Here is a 20957-nt window from a genome sequence, read left to right as displayed (position 1 = left end):
TCTGATAAGTTTTGATAATCCATAATTTTGCTAATAAACATAGCAAAATTATAGATGATTTCCTGACCTAAGATCACATTTTATTCTTTTTTCCACTTCAATCTAAGAATTGAGAAAAAAGCAAAACCTTATATTATACCATAAAAAAATTATGCAAGAGGTCTATTGATTTCGTATAGTAGCCAAATAATTAAAAAACAGACAGAGATGAATATCAAAGGTTTTTTAGTCAGTAAATTCTGCAAACTCCAGAATAGTTGCTGCGGTTGAGTGATTAGGTGCCAACTATTCAGTCGGAGAAACCTTCCTAAATAGATACCGATCGCACTTAAAAAATGGAGGGTTATTTCTAGGGGTAAAACTGCTGAATTTAGCTGACTTTGCTGACAATAACTTTTTAAATTAAGTAAGGAGATAACGTATAGCTGAAAGCCAAGGAAAATAAAGATACTATACTGGGGAATTAAAACTAAAAAAAATAAACTTTTGGCGTAATCCTGCTGAACATAAAAGATTAAATGAATGCTATCGGTGAGAATATAGGGAGCATTGGGTAAAAAAAGCACAAAAACTAAGAGAATTAACCACCAGATTAGGGAACGATCGAGGGTGATCCGAAATAGCCAAAAGCTGAGGATAAAGGGGATAAAAGCCAGAAAAGAATTCCAGACAATTCTCTCGGTGCTAAGGTTAAATAATTGCCAAGCATTATGCCACCAATCCCTATTTAAAATCATCGTTAAATCTGCCCAAATCATCTCTTAAATACCAGTCTCCTCTAGGGTTGATAAATATCCTAACCAATTTTTTAAAGATTCCGGGAAAGGGATTCTTTTTCTAGCGGTGGGATCGATGCACACATGGCGAGTTTTCGCTTTTCCGACCATGATTTCAGCCAAATAAATTTTATAATGCAATTCAAACTCGTTTTCGCTTAGGGATCGGACAGTGAAATTAATCTGTATTTGATCGCCACAAAAAAGAGGACGAAAAAACTGGATTTCCGCTTGAGTAATCGGTAGGGCAACCGGAGAATCTTTGAAAAACTCCTTGATATTGATGCCAAATTGTGCTAAAGAAAACTCGTAGGCTTCATGACAGATCGAGAGAAGATGGGCAAAGTAAACCACACCGGCCGCATCGGTATCGGCCAGATAAATTAGGCGCTCGTAGGACATAAAAGGCTTATTGTCTTTCCAGAAAGGTTAAACTATCTTGTAGTTGTCTTAACTCGTCCCGATGGGCTTTGACAGTTAATTCCGTTTGCTGAGATTTGCTTTCTACTTTAAAAGCCACTTCTTCTAAACGGCCGACTTTTTGCCAATAGAAAACACCCGCGAGGGGAGATAAACCCACAAGAGCAAAAATATAGGGATTAGTATCAGGAAATAACACCGATAACACCAGTGAGAAGCAAAATAAACCCAAGGCCGCCAAAATTGTCAAAAATATCGCTAGAAACGGGCTAGGCGGCACAAAACCCTGTAATCTGACAATATTCTGTTCGGGTTCGATCGCCTTGACTTGATAGGAACGTCGGTCAAAATAGTCTCGCAGTTGTTCTAATAGTTGGTCGTCACTGGTACTGGTAAGATAGACACGCTGTTCGATACGCTCTTTGACGGAACCGCGAATAAAAAAGAATAATCCCACCATGAGCAGGAGAGTCAGAAAAAAAGTTGAGGAAAGAACGGGGGTATCCATGGCGGCAGTTAGGAGCGAAAAAACTTACAATTAATCCTAATTATCCTAACCTATCTTCTCCCCCGATTTAGAAGATAGACCCTAGGAGCAAAACCTCGATCGAGAATCAGAAAAATTTAACCCCAAGGCAGATTCATGGGCAACAATCTATTAACAGGATTAATCGAACCCTTGCAGTATAGTTTCATGCAGAGATCCCTAATTGAAGCTATCATCGTCGGGATCATCTGTGCGGTGGTGGGAACCTACCTGATGGTACAACGTTTGGCCCTCTTGGGCGATGCCATCAGTCACTCGGTCTTACCCGGATTAGCGATCGCTTTTATTGGTAATTTTAATCTTCTTTTGGGTGCTTTACTAGCCTCAATGGTCAGTACCCTACTGATTAACTTAATCCGTAATCGTTCCCCCATCAAAGAAGATGCGGCCATGGGTATTGTTTTCTCGGCTTTTTTTGCCCTTGGCATCACCCTGATCACTCTCATCCAAAAAAACAACAAAATCGACCTTAATCACTTTCTCTTCGGCAATATTCTCGGTGTTACTGCTGCCGACATCCGCGATACCCTAATTATTGCCGTTATCGTTTTATTAACCGTTTTGCTCCTGTATAAAGAACTATTATTCTACACTTTCGACAAAATCGGGGCGCAAGCGGCGGGTTTACCAGTAAATTTATTAGATTTAGGCTTAATGCTCCTGATCGGCCTGACAATCGTTGCTAGTCTCCAAGCAGTGGGAGTAATCCTCGTTTTGTCCCTTTTGATTACCCCGGCAGCCACTGCTTATCTTTTAGTTACCCGTCTTCATCAAGTCATGGGTTTAGGTGTGGGTGTGGGTATTATTTCTAGTATCAGTGGGATGTATTTAAGTTATTACTGGAATTTACCCTCTGGACCGGCGATCGTGCTTGTCGCTTTTACCCTATTTATGTTGGCCTTTTTATTCAGTCCCCGTCAAGGAATTTTCACTCATCCCGCTAGTCTAGGTGGTCAACTGTCTATCTGGGTAGAGATAAAAAATTTGTTGAGACGGCGTTAGTTTGCAGGAGAAGGTGGTAGTGATCAAAAAAAGCCGACGGCCGAGATAACTGCCATAATTTGCCAGATTTTTCGAGGCTCTTACCCTGATATTGTGTTAATTTTATCGTTTCATATTGTACTTAAGCGACATACCAGACCACAGCATTAGGTTAATTCTTCCCCACAAGAATCTGATATTGGAAAATAGCCATTTGACCTCTTGTATTGGGTAGCTCTTGGATTCATTAGCCTGTACAGCTAGTCTCCGCTAATTTCTACCAATGTCTCACCAGCAGCTAAAAGTTCTAAAGCCCTGGGTAAAGTCTCACTCAAGATTTCACGCAACCGGGCATTAGAGGTATTGCCACAAGTCAGCCAAATAATTTGTGGGGGCGAACCAAGTCGCTCAACTAAATCTACAAAATCGCTGTCTTTGGTCATTAGGATAGCTCTTTGAGCTTTTGCAACCTGAAAGATTTCAGTATCTTCAGCATCTCTCAGTCCAAGATCACGCAAAGCCAAAGCTTCAATCTCAAGTGTAGTGCTAATCCAGGTTGCAATTGCAGGAGACAAATGTGCGTCAACCCAAATTGTCATGCCAGTAAAACCGGGTGATTAAGCTTCCGCGAGGCATATAAAAGCGCTGCTTTCAAATCGTCTGCCTCAAGATCAGGCATTTCATCTAGAATTTCTCTCGCGCTTAAACCTGCCGCAAATAGATCTAACACATCTGACACCCGGATTCTCATTCCTCGAATACAGGCACGACCACCGCACTGCCGAGGATTAACTGTAATTCTCGAAAGCAATTCCGCCATTACAAGGTAGCTCTTACGATCTTTACCTTTATTGTGAACTAGAGTGCTAAAAGTTTCAACAAAATAGGGTAGGCATAGCCCACCCTGTCAATTATGAAAAATTTTGACATCCTCACCGCCGGGGCCGAACGATGATTCCTCACCACCTTTTTGGATATGATCAATTTATTCTCGCACCTCTAGAAGTTTAAACCATGTCACTCGCTGAGTTAATTCCTCTGGTCAACAATCTGAGCCAGTCAGACAAATTATCACTCTTCAAACTCCTAGCCACACAAATCCCAGACGCTGAACTACAATTCATCTTCTCCGCATCAGAGTACCCAATTTGGTCGCCCTAGGACGCAACGGCAGCTGCAAACATTCTGATGCAGATGATTCAGGATGACCAAGGGGCATCTGCTCATGCCTAGTAAAGTTGAGTTTCCCTTTTCTGAGGATGAAGCATTACCGACCAGAACCTTGATCCCAAGCGGCGATCGCTCTGATAACATGAGCTACTTTATCATTCTGCCTCAAAATTGTTTTTTTATTGGTCGGCAATAATTGTCTTCTTTTTTTGATTTTGTACGGTAAGTGCAGAAAGGCGATGTTGATGAGGAAAAATCGAACTTCCCAGAGGAACTTTTCGAGAGGTTATTTGGCTCATTTTGGCTAATTTTTGCCCAGTGGTGACAAATTTAACTAGAGACAGAGAGAAGAAAAGAGCCTGTTGTGTTTCGGAAATGACTATCGTTCAGGAGAAGTCATTCTTTGATTATTCTAACGATTTCTGCATCTAGTCGGAGCCGTTTTTTTCAGGACAATCGCCACTCTCCACCCAGCCCAATATTGGGAGTAATAAGCTAAATCCCGTCATATAATTGGAAAGGAGAATGGCAACATTAGAGGCTGAGGCGAGGGGAAACAGATGAAGGGCGATCCGGCTGTATTGAAGAAAGTGTCTGTCAGTCTTCCTTTTGGTATTGGTTCAGCCGAATGGGAGGCAGATCCGACTGAGATAAGGGCTGCATGGTCACTTTATGTGGAATTGGTGACGCGCATTGCTGTAGAGCCACTGGAGGGTGAAGAAGGGCTGCTGCGTGAGGCTTTGAACTCGCTGTATAGTTTATTTGGGACAACCCGCGAGATTCTCAAGGAAGCTGGTCCCGATGTGGGGGCTTCTCGCAATTCAGTGGGCGGTATTGCGATCGCTGTCCTGAATCGGGGGTTGCGCCGTTTTCTAGCCAAGTGGCATCCTCGCTTACAGGTTTGGGAAGCGAAGCGCCCTGCTGATGTCAGTCCCAAGGAATACGAGCAGCAATGGACAGAAGAACCTGAATTGCGAAGGGAGTTAGAGGCTCTCAGGCAGGATTTAAGTCGGTATGCACTGGCTCTAGCAGAGATTGCTGGGGTTGAAAATTAGATTAGGAGTTTCTGGGAATGTCTATTTTTATTAGCTACAGTCGTCAAGACCAAGCCTATGTAAATAAGCTGCTAGAGGCTCTTACAAAGCACGAATTGCCCTGGTGGTTAGATAACAAAATTGACTACGGGGATCAATGGCCAAGAGTGATTGAAGAAAACCTCAGAAAAAGTCAGGTTTTTATGCTGGTGATGTCTCCTCGCTCTAAAAACTCTCATTGGGTAAACTGCGAACTGGCTCTTGCTTTAGAGTTAAAAAAGCCCATTTTCCCCCTTTTGTTAGAGGGTAGCCGTTGGCTAGAAGTTGGAATAATTCAGACAGTTGATATACAGGGGGGAAAACTGCCGCCTGCTAGTTTTTTTGATAGAGTTCGATCTGAATTAAATAATAAAGTTCGATCCAAATTAAATCATAAAACCGTACAACTGACCGCCGAAGAGTGGTTTAACAGTGCCTATAACAAAGGTGAATCAGGAGACAAGCAAGGTGCGATCGCAGACTACAATCAAGCCATTAATATCAAACCCGACTATGCTCTTGCCTACAACAATCGCGGGATTGCCAAGAAAAACTTAGGAGACAAGCAAGGTGCGATCGCAGACTACAATCAAGCCATTAAAATCAAACCCGACTATGCTGATGCCTACTTGAATCGCGGGAATGCCAAGTATAACTTAGGAGACAAGCAAGGTGCGATCGCAGACTACAATCAAGCCATTAATATCAAACCCGACTATGCTGCTGCCTACAACAATCGCGGGAATGCCAAGTCTGACTTAGGAGACTACCAAGGAGCGATCGCTGACTACAATCAAGCCATTAATATCAAACCCGACTATGCTCTTGCCTACAACAATCGCGGGATTGCCAAGTATAACTTAGGAGACAAGCAAGGTGCGATCGCAGACTACAATCAAGCCATTAATATCAAACCCGACTATGCTGCTGCCTACAACAATCGCGGGAATGCCAAGTCTTACTTAGGAGACTACCAAGGTGCGATCGCAGACTACAATCAAGCCATTAATATCAAACCCGACTATGCTCTTGCCTACAACAATCGCGGGATTGCCAAGTATAACTTAGGAGACAAGCAAGGTGCGATCGCAGACTACAATCAAGCCATTAATATCAAACCCGACTATGCTGATGCCTACTACAATCGCGGGTTAGCCAAGGATGACTTAGAAGACAAGCAAGGTGCGATCGCTGACTACAATCAAGCGGCACAACTTTACGCGCAGCAAGACAATATGGAAATGTATCTCAAAGCTCTCGATAACATCAAAAATCTTGAAAAGTAATTTTGGGGAAGGTTGTTCTCATAAAAAATGGTTGTTACTAAAATTAAAAAATCAAAATAAAGGACTGATGAATTAATCTATAATGCAAGAGACAGGAGCTATTAGCGGCAGGCTATTTGAACCATCTAAAGCGGGAGGTAAAATTCTTAAATTATCCTATCAAGAAATAAAAAACTAGGCTATCCCACTGGACAGCCACCCGATCCCGATCTGGCTTACAAATTGTGGAATAATGCTCACACAGCAACCCTTGAAGATTATGGTTTAAAAGAAGGATTTGGCGTTTTATTTCACCCAAGTATAGAGGATTAATCATGAAAGATACCGTACAGTTAACCCAACTTGAATTGGTGCTTCTCCAATTAGTTGAAAAAGGAAAAGGAAAATGGAGTTGGTACGAATTAGCTAACGCACTTTCCCGCCGAGATGTTACTAGCCGTAGCGTGTCGATCTGAGAAGGGAACAGGGGGTCTTTGGTCGATTCTCGTTTTTTCTTCTCTCGCGCAAAGACTTGTAACCTGTAAGATATAACAACTTCAGGCAATTTGTCAAGCTTAGTTTTGGAGATTTCTAGAACGAAAACATAGGCTTTTTCCCAATTTGTTCAGTTCTTAATCTATTAATCAAAAAATTCGGTGAAAGAAAGGAGTATAAATTGGATGCTTACCTACAAAGCAATGTATAAATTTCTGGAACAGGGAGTCCATGGAGAAGTCTTGGATTTCCCTGGCGTGATTTCCTGGGGAAATGATCTAGCAGCAGTACGCCGTTCCTTAGCCAGTGCGCTGGTGGACATGGCAGAAGTTAATATATCTAGGGGGGAATCCTTACCCTTGCCTAATGAGTTGTTAACAGACCCAGAAGCGGATTTAGAAGAACCAATTTATCTAATATTTTCTGCATCAACCCATGTCCAAATTGTACCGACTTTGATAGCCTCATGAAGCGTCGAGATTTGTTGCGTTATCTCAGTCAACAGGGTTGTCAATTGGTACGAGAAGGAAGTGAACATTCCATCTGGGAAAATCCACTCAATGGTCGGCGCACAGCCATCCCTCGACATAGAGAAATTGTAGAGTTTACTGCTGTGAGAATTTTTCGTCAGTTGGAGATACCAGAACCTTGATAACAAGGTGCGATCGCTGACTACAATCAAGCCACTAATATCAAACCCGACTATGCTGCTGCCTACATCAATCGTGGGATTGCCAAGTCTGACTTAGGAGACAACCAAGGTGCGATCGCTGACTACAATCAAGCCATTTTAGTTGAAAAAGGAAAAGGAAAATGGAGTTGGTACGAATTAGCTAACGCACTTTCCCGCCGAGATGTTCCTACCCGTAGCGTGTGGATCTGAGAAGGGAACAGGGGGTCTTTGGTCGATTCTCGTTTTTTCTTCTCTCGCGCAGAGACTCGTAACCTGTAAGATATAACAACTTCAGGCAATTTGTCAAGCTTAGTTTTGGAGATTTCTAGAACAAAAACATAGGCTTTTTCCTACTTCAATACCTGGCATTGGTTGCTGTCATCAAGCTATCGGTTTCCAGTAGTAAGCTACTTTGCAGATAAGTCAACTTTTAATTCTCGCTCTTCTACTATTATTTACACCTCATCAATAAACGGGTTTTTAATATTTAAACCGGAAATCTCCTTAAAATCATCAACATTTCTAGTGACCAAACATCCATTTTGGCTCAATGTTGTTGCGGCAATAATGGCATCGGGAATCTTGATTTTATACTGTCGTTTCAGTTGAATAGTCAGATCTTCAATTTCTCTCAATATGGGAATTAATTCAAACTGTGAGAGTAAATCTTCAATTATCTGCTCTTCTTCCTTAGACAAAGTAGGAAAACTGAGTAACTCAATTCTGACAATTGGTGAGATAAAAATCTGATGCAAACTCAAAAAAGCTGGGGAGAAAAAAGAAGTAACTATATCATCATCGGCTAAATAATAAATAAAAATATTGGTATCATAGACGTATTTCATCCATCCCACTCCCGACGAAGAGACTCTACATGAGATAGCATTGCCGCTTTTTTATCCTTAAGAATACCTTTGGCTTTAACCACCTTTTGATAATCTTTTTGCCAAAGCTGAAGCAGTGAATCTGGCACGTCTGCTGTAATGAAATTTTCATCTTCAGCAATCAGATAATTCCTTGGTATTTTAATCAGTGGCAAAGCTTTTCTCCTAATACCAAACAGTATTTAATGTCTCTCTCTGTCATAGACTATCATTATATATCATCCTTTCCTCATGAATCCCTGACCTCCCAGAAAAATCCAATCATCGCGGCGGTAATCCAAAAATAGTAATAAGTAAAGACTGTAACCAATTAATCGATGCTTGAGTTTGCTCGACCGTCATCCGATTTCTTCTTTCTGCGACTAGGAGATTATTGACAATCTCTAAAGACCAAATTTCGGGAACAAATGCTTCGGCGTTTGGCATTATGTCTAATACTGCGTTAGCATAATCGTTATCTTCATCGACCCAACACCAGCTAATTGCTACCGAACAATCTAAAACAAACTCAATCAAAACCGTCTCCCTTCTTCTCGCATGGCAAGAATTTCACTTTTAGGTAAAGCTACAGTTTTTTGAAGACGGCGCATTCCTGAAATAGCTTGGGTAATAGATTGCTCTACTACTGGGTTGCCCCAAGCATTATAGCGAGGTTTTCTTTCCTCTTTTCTACTTGCTAAATCTTCACTGACTTCTTGAACCGCTTCAAAGGTTACTGTAACATTTACTTCAGTTTCTTTAAAATCGGACGGTATATCTAAATGTAAGATTCCATCTCTACCAATCTGAGAACGTAGTTTAATTGTTGGCATATTAAAACCTCGTATATTCTTATCCTTTTGCCCCTTTATAAGCAGTAAAACGTAGTGGACTGTTTCAGCTAATTTGGTGTATTAGAAAAATGCTAGAAATTCTATAATCTAAGACTTTAAGCCGAAATCTATTGCCCTATTTTAGCTGAAACAGTCCAGTAGGGCGCGTTAGAATACAAAAATTGCTGCTTTGACTCGAAGGTGACAATCCGTCGTAAAACACCACCTCTCATCAACATTTACTCATACCGGCGGTTACGTTTGCGGATAATCCAGAGGATAAACCAGATAACCAGGACAAGTAGAGCTATTTTTGACACAGGAGCCAGATATTCTTCCACAAGGGGGTAATTTTTCCCTAAAAAGTAACCTGCTGCCGTTAAAAAAACGACCCAGAGGGTCGTGCCGATGGTGGAGTAAACTAAAAAGGGAATCATCGCCATGTGATTCATCCCGGCGGGTAGGGAAATCAAAGTTCGTACTCCAGGGACCAAACGACAGAGTAAAACCGCTTTACTACCGTGACGGTTAAACCATTGATTGGCTTTTTGAATATCTTTAGCAGAAACGGTAATCCATTTGCCGTATTTATCGGCTAGTTTTTCGATTTTTTCCTCATCCACAACCCGACCGAGATAATACCAAGGTAGCGCTCCGACTACGGTTCCGACAATCCCCGCTACCACTGCCGGAATAAATTGCATTTGTCCCTCATGGACGGTAAAACCCGCTAGAGGCATAATTAATTCCGAGGGAATGGGAGGAAAAAGATTCTCTAAAAACATTAATAGGGCTATGCCTAAATAGCCCATAGAAGTCATTGTATTTGTAATCCATTCAGTCATATTTTTTTAGGATTTAGAAAACAGTTTTAAAGTAAAAAAAAGGGAGTGGGGGAGTGGCAAGAATAAATAAAAGCAATCTCCTGACGACCGACTCCTGACTCCTGATAACTGATAACTGATAACTGATATTAGGTTCCGGAAGTCCAGGAGTTGATATATTCTAATTGGGCTTCGGTGAGGGTATCGATTTCAATCCCCATGGCTTGCAGTTTCAAGCGGGCGATTTCTTGGTCTAATTCGTAGGGAATTGAGTAGATGCCGGGGGCCAATTTACCTTGATTTTTAACCAAGTATTCTACACCGATCGCCTGGTTAGCGAAACTCATATCCATAACGGCGCTAGGATGACCTTCGGCGGCTGCCAGGTTAACTAGGCGACCTTCACCGATAACAACGACGGATTTACCGCTTTTTAGCCTATATTGTTGGGTAAAGTTGCGAACTTCTTTAACATTATCGGCTTTTGCGCCTAAAGCTTGCAGGTCGATTTCAATATCAAAGTGACCGGAGTTGGAAACAATCGCCCCATCTTTCATCAGGTCAAAATGTTCAGCCCGGATAACGTGCTTGTTACCAGTAACAGTGATGAAGATATCGCCTTCTTTAGCGGCTTCATCCATGGGCATAACCCGGAAACCGTCCATCGCCGCTTCAATGGCGCGCACGGCGTTAATTTCGGTGACAATTACATTAGAGCCTAAACCTTTGGCCCGCATAGCGACACCTTTACCACACCAACCATAACCAGCCACAACCACGGTTTTACCAGCAAGAAGGATATTGGTGGCGCGAATGATACCATCAAGGGTAGATTGACCTGTACCGTAGCGATTATCAAAAAAATGCTTGGTTTCTGCGTCGTTAACGTTCATTGCGGGGAAGGATAATACCCCGGCTTTGAGCATGGCTTGCAAACGGACGATACCGGTGGTAGTTTCTTCGGTAGTACCGATAATGTCGGGTAATTGGTGACTTCTTTCTTTAACCAGGGTGGCCACTACATCACAACCATCATCGATGATAATCTGGGGTTTGTGATCGAGGGCGATTTGAACGTGACGGTGATAGGTGTCGTTATCTTCCCCTTTGATTGCATAAACGGGGATGCCGTAATCAGCCACTAAACAAGCGGCCACATCATCTTGGGTGGAAAGGGGATTACTAGCAATTAGTAACGCATCAGCGCCACCGGCTTTTAGCGCGATGGCCAAATTAGCGGTTTCGGTGGTAACGTGACAGCAAGCGACTAAACGCAGTCCAGCAAAGGGTTTTTCGATGGCGTAACGTTCGGCTAATTGACGCAAAACGGGCATTTCCCGACCGGCCCATTCGATGCGCTGTTTGCCGATGGGGGCTAAACTAATATCTTTGATGTCGTATTTCTGTTGAACTGGTGTTGCTACCATAAGGGGTTTTCCTTAAATACAAGCCTAGGCTATTGGTTAATTTAACTTAACATTGTCTGGGGATTTTCGCCAATGTCAAGCTTTTCACCGGTTTTTTATATAGGAAAAAGTTATCAATACCTCGCTGACCTATCCAGAAATCGGTACATTGTCTCTATTTTAGGTAATTATATAGTACAATAAAACTACTTTATGATCTAAATCAAGCTAGAAATCTCTATCTGGTGATGATAAGATAAAGTGATGGGCGAGAAACTGACAGGCGTTAATCCCAAGATAATCCAATGGGCAAGAGAAAGGGCGAGATATTCTCTTGAGTCTGTGGCGGTCAAGTTTAAAAAAGATGTTTCTGTTATCGAGAAATGGGAGTCAGGAGAGGACTTTCCTACCTATAGTCAATTGGAAAAGTTAGCAGAAATATATAAACGTCCTCTCGCTTTATTCTTTTTCCCAGAACCTCCCCTAGAAGCGGAGGAAAAACAAGAATTTAGAACTTTGCCAGACTTTGAAATCGAAAACCTGGCCGCCGATACTATCTATGCTTTACGACAAGCAAAAGCGATGCAATTGTCGCTACAGGAAATTAATAATGGTATTAATCCTAGTACCAAGAAAATCTTTCAGGATATTGCGGTTAGCTCTAGTGATGATTTAAGGATATTAGCCGAACAGATCAGAAATTATTTAAACGTTACTCTAGAAGAACAACTGACCTGGAATGATCAGGAAACTGCCTTAAAAAAATGGCGGAGTGCCGTGGAAGAAGCCGGTATTTTTATTTTTAAGCGTTCTTTTAAGCAGCGAGAAATTTCGGGATTTTGCTTGATAGATATTGAATTTCCGATCATCTATATTAATAATAGCACGGAAAAATCTAGACAAATATTTACCATTTTTCATGAATTAGCACATATTCTTTTGCAGACTAATGGAATTACTAAGTCTGACGATAGATATATTAATAGTTTGCAAGGAGAAAATAAATATATCGAGATATTTTGTAATAAATTTGCTGCGGAGTTTTTGCTTCCTAATCATGTCTTTTCTGAGATAATCAGAGAAACAGTAGTTAACGTTAACGATAACGATAAAATTATCTCGAAAATTTCCAGTGATTATAAGGTTAGTCGAGAAGTAGTTCTACGAAAACTATTAGATAATAACTTTATTTCTCAGAAAGAATATAGTCTTAAAGTAAGCGAGTGGTACAGTGAGCAGGTGGGAAAAAGTCAGGACAAAAATAAAAAATCTGGAGGTAATCCCTATGCTAATCAGGCGACATATTTGGGAGAAAATTACCTAAAACTTGTGTTCAATAAATACTATCAAGGCCAATACGATATCGAGCGTGTTGCTGATTATCTAAACATTAAAAAAGTTGCTACGGTGGAAAAACTTGAACAATATTTATTAGACAAAGGACTGTTTTGATGGTTTACATTTTTGACACAAGTAGTTTTAAGGTTTTAGGAAACTATTTTCCCAAAAGTTTTCCTACCGTTTGGCAAAAAATCGATTTGCTTGTGTCAGAAGGTAAACTAAAATCAGTACGCGAAGTGCTTAAAGAAGTAGAATATGGCAATAATAAACAATTTGTTTTAGATTGGATAGACTTCAATAAACAAATATTTTTACCAACCACTGCTCAGGAAACTTTATTTATTGCTGAAACTTTTTCTATAAGTAACTTTAAGGATTTAGTGAGTCAAAAAGCAAGATTACAAGGAAAACCAGTGGCAGACCCATTTATTATTGCCTGTGCCAAGATAAAAGACGGTTGCGTAATTACCGAAGAAGCCTTGAAGCCTAATGCTCCCAAAATCCCCACAGTCTGTCAACACTTTTCTATCGATTGTACCAATGTTCAGGGTTTAATGGAGCGGGAAGGTTGGCAATTTTAAAACTAAAATTAATGGATAAATTGCCAATAAATTTATATGTTGAAAAGGCTTTTTCTGGAAAACTAATAACCATGTTCAGCCAGAAATTCTAGGCTAATCTCGCTAGGAGGGTGATAAGAGCGCATTCCTAGCAATTTTTCCACATATTTGCCTAAAATATCCCCTTCTAGATTCACCCAATCGCCTAATTTTAAATGGGAAAGATTGGTTTCGGCGTAGGTGTGGGGGATGACTGCCACTTTAAACCAGCTGCCGGAGGCATCACAATCGGCCACGGTTAAACTAATGCCATTAACAGCTATACTGCCCTTACCGACGATATAACGAGCTATGTAGTTATTCCACTGCTCTTCTAGGGAACTAGGGGCAGCAAAGGTCATTTCCCACGAATTAGCCACGATTATCGATTCGACTAAACAGCCAATTCCGTCCACATGACCGGTGACAAAATGACCGCCGATTTTACTACCCACCCGCAAAGAGGTTTCTAGATTAACGTTGGTTTCTGTTTTAATCCTTCGTCCCAAAGTAGTGCGCTGTAGGGTTTCCGGGGAAGCGGTGGCCAGAAAACCCTCTGGGAGAATTTCCTCGACTGTCAAACAAACCCCATCCACAGCCACACTATCACCAATCATTAAATCTTGGAGAATTGTATCAGAGGATACAGACAAATATAGTCTATCAGTATCCACGACCCGAATTTTTCCCAAGGCTTGAATTAATCCTGTAAACATCGGCTTTTTTCTCGACTATAAATCCTTATGAGTGAAAGATTGGGCATTTTCCCCAGAATAATCGGCGACAATATGACCATCTCCCACTAATTGATATTTGTAGGTCACTAATCCCTCTAATCCCACCGGACCACGGGGAGGCATTTTTTGGGTACTGATACCCACTTCGGCCCCGAAACCGTAACGGAAACCATCGGCAAATCGCGTGGAACAATTATGAAAAACTCCGGCGGCATCGACTCGATCGCTAAAGGTTTTGGCCGTGTTAAAATTTTCGCTGACAATGGCTTCCGTGTGTCGAGAACCGTAATAATTAATATGTTCGATTGCCGATTCTAGACTATCAACAATTTTAATTGACAGGATTAAATCACTATATTCGGTTTGCCAGTCTTCTTCTGTGGCCGATGGTACGTTAATAATCTGACGAGTTGTTTCATCTCCCAATAATTTAACCTTTTTTTCCTCTAATGCCTGGGCCAATGCGGGTAAAAATTGTCTAGCGATGTCTTGATGAACTAATAAAGTTTCAATGGTATTACAAGCGGCAGGATATTGGGTTTTGCCATCAACGGTAATCCTAATTGCTTTGCTTAAATCGGCTTCTTTGTCGATGTAGAGATGACAGATACCATCGGCATGGCCGAGGACAGGAATGCGGGTATTATTTTGGATATAACGCACAAATTCGTTAGAACCTCTAGGAATAATTAAATCGATGTATTGATCAAGTTTTAAGAGTTCCTGAATTTCTTCTCTTGTTGTTAACAATTGCACCGCCGCCGAATTAACTTTAGTTTGACTCAATGCCTGATGAATAATTGTTACTAAAGCTTGACAAGAACGGAGCGCCTCTTTCCCCCCTTTTAAAATAACGCCATTGCCGGATTTTATCGCTAAACTGGTAATTTGAATTAAAGCATCGGGACGAGCTTCAAAAATAACCCCTAAAACCCCTAAAGGACAGGTTATTCTCCGCAGAATTAAACCTTGATCTAATTCCCGGTTAATTTGCATCGTAGCCAAAGGATCCGCTAATTTAGCCACATCTCGCACCCCTGCAATAGCGGCTTTTAATTTGCTGGAACTTAACTCTAATCGCGCACATAAAGCGGGGGATAATTCCATCGCTTTGGCAGTTTGAACATCGACCATATTAGCGTCTAGTATCTTATCAGCATTAGCAGTTAAAGCCTCAGCAATAGCCTCTAAAGCTTCATTCCTTTCTTCGTTAGTCAGAATAGCCAGTTGACGACTCGCTTGACGGGTTTCTCTGGCGATTTCGGGGAGGGATAGAGAAGTTGTAACCATAGAAAATTAAACGTAATAACCGCTATCTTGTTTATTTTATCTTATTTTTGATCAAGTTTCAGGGTCATTAGACCTCTTGTAAAAATCAAAAATTGTTGTTAGGGTTAGGATTCAGTAGCCAGGAGAATTAAGGATGAATAATAGTCAATTAAATGGTCTATTTACAGATTTGGCTCTCTTGAGTTTGGTGGGTAAAATGTACTCTAAGATACAGTCCTGCCAGCGAGCGACTAGAACGAACCACAAAGACACAAAGGACACAAAGATCGATCCTATATAAGTTAAACTTATCACACAAAGAATAAGAAAACCCTGATTTTAGGCAATTTAATCTTTATTTTCGACGTTTATTGAAGGTTATCAACTCTTGTCATGATCATCATAAATCTAGTTAAATAGAAAAAATAGCCGAAATTAGTGATTTTTCTATCCTATATCTGTAGAGACATTAGAGTTAACATCCCTACAGAATCTAGACTATCTAGACCGGATTGGCAATCAGACAGTTAGATACTTCTTGACGCGCCCAATCATCGGCGGCTAAAATGTCATCTAGGCTAGGGGTAGAACTGTTATGAATTGCAAAGCGATCGCAAGCTTTTTCGATCACCCGGGGAATATCTAAGAAACTAATCTTTTCTTCTAAAAATAATGCTACCGCTTGTTCATTGGCCGCGTTTAATACTGCCGGCATTGCCCCACCTGCGCGGCCGGCTGCGTAGGCTAATCCCATACAGGGATATTTTTGATGATCGGGTTCTTTGAAAGTTAAACTACCAGCTTTAACTAAATTTAAAGGTTCCCAATCGGTATAAATTCTTTCAGGCCAAGACAAGGCATATAACAGGGGTAAACGCATATCTGGCCAGCCTAATTGAGCTAAAACCGAGGTATCCTGTAACTCAATTAAAGAGTGAATAATACTTTGGGGATGAATAACAATATCGATCGCATTATAATCTACACCAAACAGATAATGAGCTTCGATAACTTCTAGACCTTTATTCATTAAAGTAGCCGAATCGATGGTAATTTTTCTGCCCATCGACCAGTTAGGATGTTTCAGGGCATCAGCTACGGTTACTTGCGGCAATTTTTCCACGGGTAAATCCCGAAAAGCACCCCCAGAAGCGGTGAGAATAATCTTTTTTAATCCCCCAGTGGGAACTCCCTGTAAACATTGAAAAATAGCTGAATGTTCCGAATCAGCAGGTAATAATTTAACTCGGTGTTTTTCCACTAAAGGCAGCACCACCGGACCGCCAGCAATCAGGGTTTCTTTATTAGCGAGGGCGATATCTTTACCGGCAGTAATAGCGGCAATCGTGGGCAGCAATCCCGCACAACCAACAATTCCCGTGACGACGCTTTCGGAATCGCCATAACGGGCCACTTCGATTACTCCTTCCTTTCCTGCTAGGATAATCGGGGTATAGTCAAGGTCGGAAATTAGGCTTTTCAGGTCTTCTAGTTGACTTTCGTTATTAATCGCCACGATTTGCGGGCGAAATTGCCGAATTTGCTCCGATAGTAGTTGAATATTATTACCCGTGGCTAATCCCACCACTTGAAACTTATCGGGATGATCGGTGACAATATCGAGAGTTTGAGTGCCGATCGAGCCAGTAGAGCCTAAAATTGAGATTTTTTTCATAGAAACTTACTATAATTTGGGGATTAGCTTTTAATATACGTTCTCTGGGGTCTTTCCGGCACATCAGCGTAAATATTAAATATTTGTTAAAAAAGTTGATAGTTTAACCTTTTTATGCTAAGGCTTAGAAAAAGTTAGCGATAGAGATGGTGACAGAGAAGAAATCGAATAGAAAGGCCAATGGATTAGGCTGTCTAGCGGGGGGTCTGGTTTTTTGCCTCTTATTTCCCCTGTGTTTTTTCTTTTTTGGTTGGTTATCCTTCGCTCTTGGCCCGATGGGTTGCGCTCTCCCCAGTCAATGTTCGGCAGCAGCAGCATTCATGAAAGGGATTCTGTCCTTAATTCTTTTTTTTGGGGAAGGATTGGCATTACCTATATTCCTCAGTTGTGCCGTGGGAAAAGCCGTCAGATTTGGGTTAAGTCGCAGAAAAAATAACCGAACTTAAACATAAGTTCGGCTAGATTTAATTTAACAACTGGATAAAACTAACTTTCTGTCGTGACTGCTGTGGTGGGAGGCAACTTAATATTAGTAGCTAATCCCAGAATTTGCAGCAGACGAATGGTCATCCAAGTCAGATCAACTTCCCACCATTGTAGGCCATGACGGGCAGAATACTGATAGGCATGGTGATTATTGTGCCAACCTTCACCAAAAGTTAAGAGAGCAACCCACCAACAATTTTTAGAATTATCGTGGGATTCATGGCTAACATAACCGAATTTGTGGGTGGCGCTGTTGACAAACCAAGTGGAGTGGAAAACTAAGACCAAGCGAACAAAAATTCCCCAAATTACAAACGGCCAACCACCCATAGCATAGAGAATTAAGCCTAGAACAATTTGGATAGGAACAAAATAATTTTGACAGAATTTATAGAAAGGATCGTCGGCGATATCTTGGGTAAAACGGGCAATTTCTTCGTCGGCAGGAATTTCGTGCAACATCCAACCCATGTGACTCCACCAGAAACCTTTATTAGAATCGTGGGGATCGGGAGCAGTATCAGAATATTTATGATGAAGACGATGTAAACCTATCCATGCGATCGCACCCCCCTGACAAGCGAGAGTCCCGCACAAAACCAGAAAGTATTCTAACCATTTGGGAGTCTTAAAACTCCGATGGGAAACCAAACGATGGAAACCGAGGGTAATTCCTAAACCCCCAGTAATCCAATAAAGAATCAATGTCACTCCTACAGCACCCCAGCTAAAATTGCCAGGCAAGAAGGCTAAAAGAGCCACTAAGTGGATAAAAGCCATGTAGATGAGAGTCACCCAGTCAATGGGCAGTTTTTCGGAAGTCGCAACAGTCATTGAATAACCCAAAGGGAAACAACAGGAGACAGAGCATCATTGTCTTATCTGTCTCGATTTGACACAGGGGGAACTTTGACGCTTAATAAATAGTAACAAATATCACAGTCTATTGTTTGATGGATATCCCCTCTCTATTCCACAGGGCAGAAGAGGCCCTACTCCCCATCTTTTCGGAAATTGACGCACAGGTCAAGGAAAATCTCGCTAAAATCCTATTGGGAAAGTATGGCGAAGCGATTGATTTCCCTAAGTGAGGGTTTTTATCGGCAATGCTATCGGACGGGAAAGCCGCAGTCAATACAGCCTAATCTCTTCTAGAAACAGTAAATAAGGTGATTTATACATAAAAAAAGACAAATAAGTCCCAAATATCTGTTTTATCCGCTCATAACTCTATATTTAGCCAGATTACATCGAAATCAATGACTGTTTATTTACCTAAACAAATACTTCAGACTAATCATCCTCATCCCGTGGCGATCAGCGAAATTGTCTCGATAGCGCTCGAAGCCCTCTGGAGCAATAAACTGCGGACTTTGTTAACCATGTTAGGGGTGATTATTGGCATTGCCTCCGTGATTGCTCTCACCTCCGTAGGCCAAGGAGTACAAAAAGCCACCGAACAAAAAATTCAATCTCTAGGTACTAATGTTTTACAAATTTTACCAGGAGAAGCCAGAACTGGCGGTATTAGTCTCGGCCGCGGTTCCAGTAGTACCTTAATCTGGGAAGATGCCAAAGTTATTCAAAATCAAGTTCCCGGTGTACAGGTGGTCTCCGCCTATCTGCAGCGTCCGGCACCGATGGTGGCGGGCGAGGTCAATCATGCCACTAATGTGGTGGGCATCGATCTTAACTACTTGACATCCTCGCCGCCGTAAAACGGACGGCGATCCCCAAACCTCACGATTTAGGTTTCTGCTTCTTTCCCTTGCGGGGTTCCGCACCTGCCTTAACAGATTTACTCTGTTCTGGTCTTATGGTCGCTCGACAGACTGACACCGCAAGCCCTGCGGCCAAAATATTTTTACTTGCGTTAATATCTCGGTCATGGTGAGTCCCACAGATTGGACAATCCCACTCTCGAATATTTAACGGCATTTTCTCAGCAATATACCCGCAATTACTACATCTTTTAGAACTAGGAAACCATCTATCTATTTCGATGTAATTTCTCCCATACCAACGGCATTTATAGGCTAATTGTCGAGTGATTTCTCCCCAACTAACGTCAGATATTGCCTGAGATAATTTAGGGTTTTTGACCATATTCTTGACGGCTAAATTCTCAACCACAATCGTTTGGTTTTCACGAACTAATTGAGTGGTTAGCTTATGTAAATGGTCTTTTCTGTTATCAGTAATTTGAGCGTGAATCTTGGCTACTTTTATTCTTGCTTTTTCTCGATTTTTTGAGCCTTTCTGTTTTCGAGAAAGATTTTTTTGCGCTTTTCGCAGTCTCCGATAATGCTTTTTAAAGTGCTTAGGATTAGATACTTTATCGCCATTGCTGGTAATCACGAGGCTACTAATTCCTAAGTCAATTCCAATGGCTTTATCTGTTACTGGTAATGGCTTAATCGTTGGGTCATCAAATCTAATTGAAATATGCCAACGTCCAGAAGGATGTAATCTGACTGTTACTGTACTTGGGTCACAGCTTTCTGGTATTTGTCTTGACCATCGAATAGGTAAAGGTTCTGTGCATTTGGCTAAATAGATTTGTTTGTCTTTAAATTTAAAAGCAGATTTGGTAAATTCGGCACTTCCTCCCTGATGTTTTTTCTTAAAGTTAGGATACTTAGTACGACCAGCAAAGAAATTAGTAAAAGCTGTTTGTAGGTGTCTTAACCCTTGTTGTAAAGGTACACAGCTAACTTCATTGAGAAAGTTTAATTCTTCTTGTTTTTTCCACTCGGTTAGCATTGAAGACGTTTCAGCATATCCTACTCTTTCTTGTCTTTCATACCAAGCTTGTGTTCTGACATGGAGAGCTTTGTTGTAAACTAATCTTACACAGCCCAAAGTGCGCCGCAATAGCGACTCTTGTTCGGGTGTGGGGTAAAATCGGTAAGAATAGGCTTTTTCCATGTCTCACATTTTAGCATATATTTCGTAAACGATGCTCATATTTAACAGTAAAGCCGTCGTAGAACGACGGGGTTTCAGACCCAAATTTTCGATGAAAGCGAGAAATACAGAACTCAGCCAAGGTCGATTTTTTACCGAGGAAGAAATGGCACAGGCGACACCAGTGGCGATTTTAGGCTCGACTCTGTTAACAGAACTCTTTGGCGATGATACCAATGCGATCGGTAAAAAGCTTTGGATTGAAAGAAAAAATAGTTACGAAATTATTGGCGTATTTGAGCCAAAAGGTGCCGAAGGTTCGATTGATCGCGACGATCAGGTCTTTATTCCTCTGAGCAATATGTCTTCTCGTCTGGTGGGCAATAATTCTTTAAGTGGTAAGGCCGTTAACGGCATTTATGTCAAAGTTGACCAGCAAGATCAGATGAAAAATGCCGAGTATTGTAAAGTTTCAATACAAATATGGTCATATATAGTCATTCATGGTAATATGTGCAGACAAAACTATCGGACTAGGCAAAAAAAACAGGAATAAGTTATCGAACGGCTTGGAGGTGGTGGAAACAAGGGAATTTAACAGGCTATCAATTGCCTTC

The 20957-nt window shown here is 41.3% G+C and carries 28 protein-coding genes and 1 pseudogene; 13 read left to right on the top strand and 16 right to left on the bottom strand.

Annotated features, from left to right (window positions below):
* Positions 1 to 149: 149 nt before the first annotated feature.
* The 3 genes from H6G40_RS19665 to H6G40_RS19655 are packed head-to-tail and all read right to left on the bottom strand — an operon-like array spanning position 150 to position 1704.
* Complete coding sequence (locus H6G40_RS19665; protein ID WP_190538171.1) at positions 150 to 758, bottom strand: DUF1361 domain-containing protein; 609 nt, start codon at positions 756 to 758, stop codon at positions 150 to 152.
* Between the two features lie 3 nt (positions 759 to 761).
* Positions 762 to 1178: an acyl-CoA thioesterase gene (locus H6G40_RS19660; RefSeq protein ID WP_002733851.1), complete on the bottom strand. Its 417-nt coding sequence runs from the start codon at positions 1176 to 1178 to the stop codon at positions 762 to 764.
* Positions 1179 to 1185: 7 nt separating this feature from the next.
* Positions 1186 to 1704 carry a cofactor assembly of complex C subunit B gene (locus H6G40_RS19655; protein ID WP_002734244.1) on the bottom strand — a complete coding sequence of 173 codons (519 nt, stop codon included), beginning with the start codon at positions 1702 to 1704 and terminating at the stop codon, positions 1186 to 1188.
* Positions 1705 to 1839: 135 nt separating this feature from the next.
* On the opposite strand from H6G40_RS19655, the gene H6G40_RS19650 reads away from it, so the two are divergent.
* The gene (locus H6G40_RS19650) at positions 1840 to 2745 is read left to right on the top strand and encodes a metal ABC transporter permease (protein ID WP_069474524.1); all 906 of its coding nucleotides are present in this window, start codon (positions 1840 to 1842) and stop codon (positions 2743 to 2745) included.
* 239 nt (positions 2746 to 2984) lie between these two features.
* Here the strand turns inward: H6G40_RS19650 and H6G40_RS19645 are convergent, their stop codons facing one another.
* Together H6G40_RS19645 and H6G40_RS19640 are read right to left on the bottom strand one after the other, a co-directional pair.
* On the bottom strand, positions 2985 to 3323 hold the full coding sequence (locus H6G40_RS19645; RefSeq protein ID WP_190538170.1) for a DUF5615 family PIN-like protein: 339 nt from the start codon (positions 3321 to 3323) through the stop codon (positions 2985 to 2987).
* Positions 3320 to 3544, bottom strand: coding sequence for a DUF433 domain-containing protein (locus tag H6G40_RS19640; protein WP_002740734.1), 225 nt, complete (start codon positions 3542 to 3544; stop codon positions 3320 to 3322). The genes H6G40_RS19645 and H6G40_RS19640 overlap by 4 nt, the downstream gene beginning before the upstream one ends.
* Before the next feature lie 910 nt (positions 3545 to 4454).
* Between H6G40_RS19640 and H6G40_RS19635 the strand changes: the two genes are divergently transcribed.
* The 6 genes from H6G40_RS19635 (at position 4455) to H6G40_RS23785 (ending at position 7610) form a co-directional block, all read left to right on the top strand.
* Positions 4455 to 4949 (top strand): hypothetical protein, encoded by a 495-nt coding sequence (locus H6G40_RS19635; RefSeq protein ID WP_190538169.1) that lies wholly within the window; start codon positions 4455 to 4457, stop codon positions 4947 to 4949.
* A 17-nt stretch (positions 4950 to 4966) separates the two neighbouring features.
* Positions 4967 to 6253: a toll/interleukin-1 receptor domain-containing protein gene (locus tag H6G40_RS19630; protein ID WP_190538168.1), complete on the top strand. Its 1287-nt coding sequence runs from the start codon at positions 4967 to 4969 to the stop codon at positions 6251 to 6253.
* A 314-nt stretch (positions 6254 to 6567) separates the two neighbouring features.
* On the top strand, positions 6568 to 6708 hold the full coding sequence (locus tag H6G40_RS19625) for a hypothetical protein (RefSeq protein WP_190538167.1): 141 nt from the start codon (positions 6568 to 6570) through the stop codon (positions 6706 to 6708).
* Between the two features lie 204 nt (positions 6709 to 6912).
* Positions 6913 to 7197 carry a type II toxin-antitoxin system HicB family antitoxin gene (locus tag H6G40_RS19620; RefSeq protein WP_002734253.1) on the top strand — a complete coding sequence of 95 codons (285 nt, stop codon included), beginning with the start codon at positions 6913 to 6915 and terminating at the stop codon, positions 7195 to 7197.
* The gene (locus H6G40_RS19615; RefSeq protein ID WP_002734683.1) at positions 7194 to 7379 is read left to right on the top strand and encodes a type II toxin-antitoxin system HicA family toxin; all 186 of its coding nucleotides are present in this window, start codon (positions 7194 to 7196) and stop codon (positions 7377 to 7379) included. The genes H6G40_RS19620 and H6G40_RS19615 overlap by 4 nt, the downstream gene beginning before the upstream one ends.
* A gap of 12 nt (positions 7380 to 7391) precedes the next feature.
* On the top strand, positions 7392 to 7610 hold the full coding sequence (locus H6G40_RS23785) for a hypothetical protein (protein WP_123230211.1): 219 nt from the start codon (positions 7392 to 7394) through the stop codon (positions 7608 to 7610).
* A 245-nt stretch (positions 7611 to 7855) separates the two neighbouring features.
* Here the strand turns inward: H6G40_RS23785 and H6G40_RS19605 are convergent, their stop codons facing one another.
* From H6G40_RS19605 to ahcY, 6 genes are all read right to left on the bottom strand, one after another.
* Positions 7856 to 8245, bottom strand: a complete 390-nt coding sequence (locus H6G40_RS19605; RefSeq protein WP_069474528.1) for a type II toxin-antitoxin system VapC family toxin — start codon at positions 8243 to 8245, stop codon at positions 7856 to 7858.
* Positions 8242 to 8439 carry a hypothetical protein gene (locus tag H6G40_RS19600; RefSeq protein ID WP_002789758.1) on the bottom strand — a complete coding sequence of 66 codons (198 nt, stop codon included), beginning with the start codon at positions 8437 to 8439 and terminating at the stop codon, positions 8242 to 8244. Before H6G40_RS19600 ends, H6G40_RS19605 begins: the two co-directional genes overlap by 4 nt.
* Before the next feature lie 106 nt (positions 8440 to 8545).
* A complete protein-coding gene (locus H6G40_RS19595) occupies positions 8546 to 8800 on the bottom strand; it encodes a type II toxin-antitoxin system VapC family toxin (protein WP_081330849.1) in 255 nt (84 codons plus the stop codon).
* On the bottom strand, positions 8797 to 9096 hold the full coding sequence (locus H6G40_RS19590; RefSeq protein ID WP_069474529.1) for a hypothetical protein: 300 nt from the start codon (positions 9094 to 9096) through the stop codon (positions 8797 to 8799). The genes H6G40_RS19595 and H6G40_RS19590 overlap by 4 nt, the downstream gene beginning before the upstream one ends.
* A 239-nt stretch (positions 9097 to 9335) precedes the next feature.
* A complete protein-coding gene (locus H6G40_RS19585) occupies positions 9336 to 9941 on the bottom strand; it encodes a DedA family protein (protein WP_002769621.1) in 606 nt (201 codons plus the stop codon).
* Between the two features lie 128 nt (positions 9942 to 10069).
* Positions 10070 to 11347, bottom strand: a complete 1278-nt coding sequence (gene ahcY / locus H6G40_RS19580; RefSeq protein ID WP_002732258.1) for an adenosylhomocysteinase — start codon at positions 11345 to 11347, stop codon at positions 10070 to 10072.
* Between the two features lie 243 nt (positions 11348 to 11590).
* Between ahcY and H6G40_RS19575 the strand changes: the two genes are divergently transcribed.
* Together H6G40_RS19575 and H6G40_RS19570 are read left to right on the top strand one after the other, a co-directional pair.
* Positions 11591 to 12778, top strand: coding sequence for an ImmA/IrrE family metallo-endopeptidase (locus tag H6G40_RS19575; protein ID WP_002733313.1), 1188 nt, complete (start codon positions 11591 to 11593; stop codon positions 12776 to 12778).
* Positions 12778 to 13248, top strand: coding sequence for a PIN domain-containing protein (locus H6G40_RS19570; protein WP_002732316.1), 471 nt, complete (start codon positions 12778 to 12780; stop codon positions 13246 to 13248). Before H6G40_RS19575 ends, H6G40_RS19570 begins: the two co-directional genes overlap by 1 nt.
* 62 nt (positions 13249 to 13310) lie before the next feature.
* On the opposite strand, the gene H6G40_RS19565 is transcribed toward H6G40_RS19570, so the two are convergent.
* The 3 genes from H6G40_RS19565 to dxr form a co-directional block, all read right to left on the bottom strand.
* A complete protein-coding gene (locus H6G40_RS19565; RefSeq protein WP_002769627.1) occupies positions 13311 to 13982 on the bottom strand; it encodes a riboflavin synthase in 672 nt (223 codons plus the stop codon).
* A 15-nt stretch (positions 13983 to 13997) separates the two neighbouring features.
* Positions 13998 to 15293 (bottom strand): glutamate-5-semialdehyde dehydrogenase, encoded by a 1296-nt coding sequence (gene proA, locus H6G40_RS19560; protein ID WP_069474530.1) that lies wholly within the window; start codon positions 15291 to 15293, stop codon positions 13998 to 14000.
* Between the two features lie 481 nt (positions 15294 to 15774).
* Entirely contained in the window at positions 15775 to 16947 is a 1173-nt protein-coding gene (gene dxr, locus H6G40_RS19555) for a 1-deoxy-D-xylulose-5-phosphate reductoisomerase (protein WP_069474531.1), read from the bottom strand.
* A 146-nt stretch (positions 16948 to 17093) separates the two neighbouring features.
* Between dxr and H6G40_RS19550 the strand changes: the two genes are divergently transcribed.
* Positions 17094 to 17393 carry a hypothetical protein gene (locus tag H6G40_RS19550; RefSeq protein WP_036396374.1) on the top strand — a complete coding sequence of 100 codons (300 nt, stop codon included), beginning with the start codon at positions 17094 to 17096 and terminating at the stop codon, positions 17391 to 17393.
* A 40-nt stretch (positions 17394 to 17433) separates the two neighbouring features.
* On the opposite strand, the gene H6G40_RS19545 is transcribed toward H6G40_RS19550, so the two are convergent.
* Positions 17434 to 18267 carry an acyl-CoA desaturase gene (locus tag H6G40_RS19545; protein WP_002733282.1) on the bottom strand — a complete coding sequence of 278 codons (834 nt, stop codon included), beginning with the start codon at positions 18265 to 18267 and terminating at the stop codon, positions 17434 to 17436.
* 119 nt (positions 18268 to 18386) lie between these two features.
* Here H6G40_RS19545 and H6G40_RS24035 point away from each other — a divergent pair.
* Both H6G40_RS24035 and H6G40_RS19540 read left to right on the top strand, forming a co-directional pair.
* A pseudogene (locus H6G40_RS24035) lies at positions 18387 to 18485 on the top strand (aluminum resistance protein); the annotation flags it as partial.
* A gap of 207 nt (positions 18486 to 18692) precedes the next feature.
* Positions 18693 to 19151, top strand: a complete 459-nt coding sequence (locus H6G40_RS19540) for an ABC transporter permease (RefSeq protein WP_069474532.1) — start codon at positions 18693 to 18695, stop codon at positions 19149 to 19151.
* A 22-nt stretch (positions 19152 to 19173) separates the two neighbouring features.
* Here H6G40_RS19540 and H6G40_RS19535 read toward each other — a convergent pair whose 3' ends face one another.
* The gene (locus H6G40_RS19535) at positions 19174 to 20361 is read right to left on the bottom strand and encodes an RNA-guided endonuclease InsQ/TnpB family protein (RefSeq protein WP_069474533.1); all 1188 of its coding nucleotides are present in this window, start codon (positions 20359 to 20361) and stop codon (positions 19174 to 19176) included.
* A 31-nt stretch (positions 20362 to 20392) separates the two neighbouring features.
* Here H6G40_RS19535 and H6G40_RS19530 point away from each other — a divergent pair, with 31 nt between their 5' ends.
* The gene (locus tag H6G40_RS19530) at positions 20393 to 20896 is read left to right on the top strand and encodes an ABC transporter permease (RefSeq protein ID WP_069474534.1); all 504 of its coding nucleotides are present in this window, start codon (positions 20393 to 20395) and stop codon (positions 20894 to 20896) included.
* Positions 20897 to 20957: the final 61 nt, after the last annotated feature.

The sequence above is a fragment of the Microcystis viridis FACHB-1342 genome (assembly GCF_014698335.1).
Classification (GTDB): domain Bacteria; phylum Cyanobacteriota; class Cyanobacteriia; order Cyanobacteriales; family Microcystaceae; genus Microcystis; species Microcystis ichthyoblabe_A.
The sequence above is the reverse complement of the archived record's forward strand: the minus strand, read 5'-3'. Positions and strand labels throughout refer to the sequence as shown.

Coding starts and splice junctions, on each gene's coding strand:
- H6G40_RS19660 (WP_002733851.1), bottom strand. CDS start 1,178: ATGTCCTACGAGCGCCTAATTTATCTGGCCGATACCGATGCGGCCGGT.
- ahcY (WP_002732258.1), bottom strand. CDS start 11,347: ATGGTAGCAACACCAGTTCAACAGAAATACGACATCAAAGATATTAGT.
- dxr (WP_069474531.1), bottom strand. CDS start 16,947: ATGAAAAAAATCTCAATTTTAGGCTCTACTGGCTCGATCGGCACTCAA.
- H6G40_RS19540 (WP_069474532.1), top strand. CDS start 18,693: ATGACTGTTTATTTACCTAAACAAATACTTCAGACTAATCATCCTCAT.
- H6G40_RS19575 (WP_002733313.1), top strand. CDS start 11,591: ATGGGCGAGAAACTGACAGGCGTTAATCCCAAGATAATCCAATGGGCA.
- H6G40_RS19565 (WP_002769627.1), bottom strand. CDS start 13,982: ATGTTTACAGGATTAATTCAAGCCTTGGGAAAAATTCGGGTCGTGGAT.
- proA (WP_069474530.1), bottom strand. CDS start 15,293: ATGGTTACAACTTCTCTATCCCTCCCCGAAATCGCCAGAGAAACCCGT.
- H6G40_RS19530 (WP_069474534.1), top strand. CDS start 20,393: ATGCTCATATTTAACAGTAAAGCCGTCGTAGAACGACGGGGTTTCAGA.
- H6G40_RS19535 (WP_069474533.1), bottom strand. CDS start 20,361: ATGGAAAAAGCCTATTCTTACCGATTTTACCCCACACCCGAACAAGAG.
- H6G40_RS19650 (WP_069474524.1), top strand. CDS start 1,840: ATGGGCAACAATCTATTAACAGGATTAATCGAACCCTTGCAGTATAGT.
- H6G40_RS19665 (WP_190538171.1), bottom strand. CDS start 758: ATGATTTGGGCAGATTTAACGATGATTTTAAATAGGGATTGGTGGCAT.
- H6G40_RS19655 (WP_002734244.1), bottom strand. CDS start 1,704: ATGGATACCCCCGTTCTTTCCTCAACTTTTTTTCTGACTCTCCTGCTC.
- H6G40_RS19625 (WP_190538167.1), top strand. CDS start 6,568: ATGAAAGATACCGTACAGTTAACCCAACTTGAATTGGTGCTTCTCCAA.
- H6G40_RS19630 (WP_190538168.1), top strand. CDS start 4,967: ATGTCTATTTTTATTAGCTACAGTCGTCAAGACCAAGCCTATGTAAAT.
- H6G40_RS19640 (WP_002740734.1), bottom strand. CDS start 3,544: ATGGCGGAATTGCTTTCGAGAATTACAGTTAATCCTCGGCAGTGCGGT.
- H6G40_RS19645 (WP_190538170.1), bottom strand. CDS start 3,323: ATGACAATTTGGGTTGACGCACATTTGTCTCCTGCAATTGCAACCTGG.
- H6G40_RS19620 (WP_002734253.1), top strand. CDS start 6,913: ATGCTTACCTACAAAGCAATGTATAAATTTCTGGAACAGGGAGTCCAT.
- H6G40_RS19550 (WP_036396374.1), top strand. CDS start 17,094: ATGGTGACAGAGAAGAAATCGAATAGAAAGGCCAATGGATTAGGCTGT.
- H6G40_RS19605 (WP_069474528.1), bottom strand. CDS start 8,245: ATGAAATACGTCTATGATACCAATATTTTTATTTATTATTTAGCCGAT.
- H6G40_RS19635 (WP_190538169.1), top strand. CDS start 4,455: ATGAAGGGCGATCCGGCTGTATTGAAGAAAGTGTCTGTCAGTCTTCCT.
- H6G40_RS19585 (WP_002769621.1), bottom strand. CDS start 9,941: ATGACTGAATGGATTACAAATACAATGACTTCTATGGGCTATTTAGGC.
- H6G40_RS19590 (WP_069474529.1), bottom strand. CDS start 9,096: ATGCCAACAATTAAACTACGTTCTCAGATTGGTAGAGATGGAATCTTA.
- H6G40_RS19570 (WP_002732316.1), top strand. CDS start 12,778: ATGGTTTACATTTTTGACACAAGTAGTTTTAAGGTTTTAGGAAACTAT.
- H6G40_RS19615 (WP_002734683.1), top strand. CDS start 7,194: ATGAAGCGTCGAGATTTGTTGCGTTATCTCAGTCAACAGGGTTGTCAA.
- H6G40_RS19545 (WP_002733282.1), bottom strand. CDS start 18,267: ATGACTGTTGCGACTTCCGAAAAACTGCCCATTGACTGGGTGACTCTC.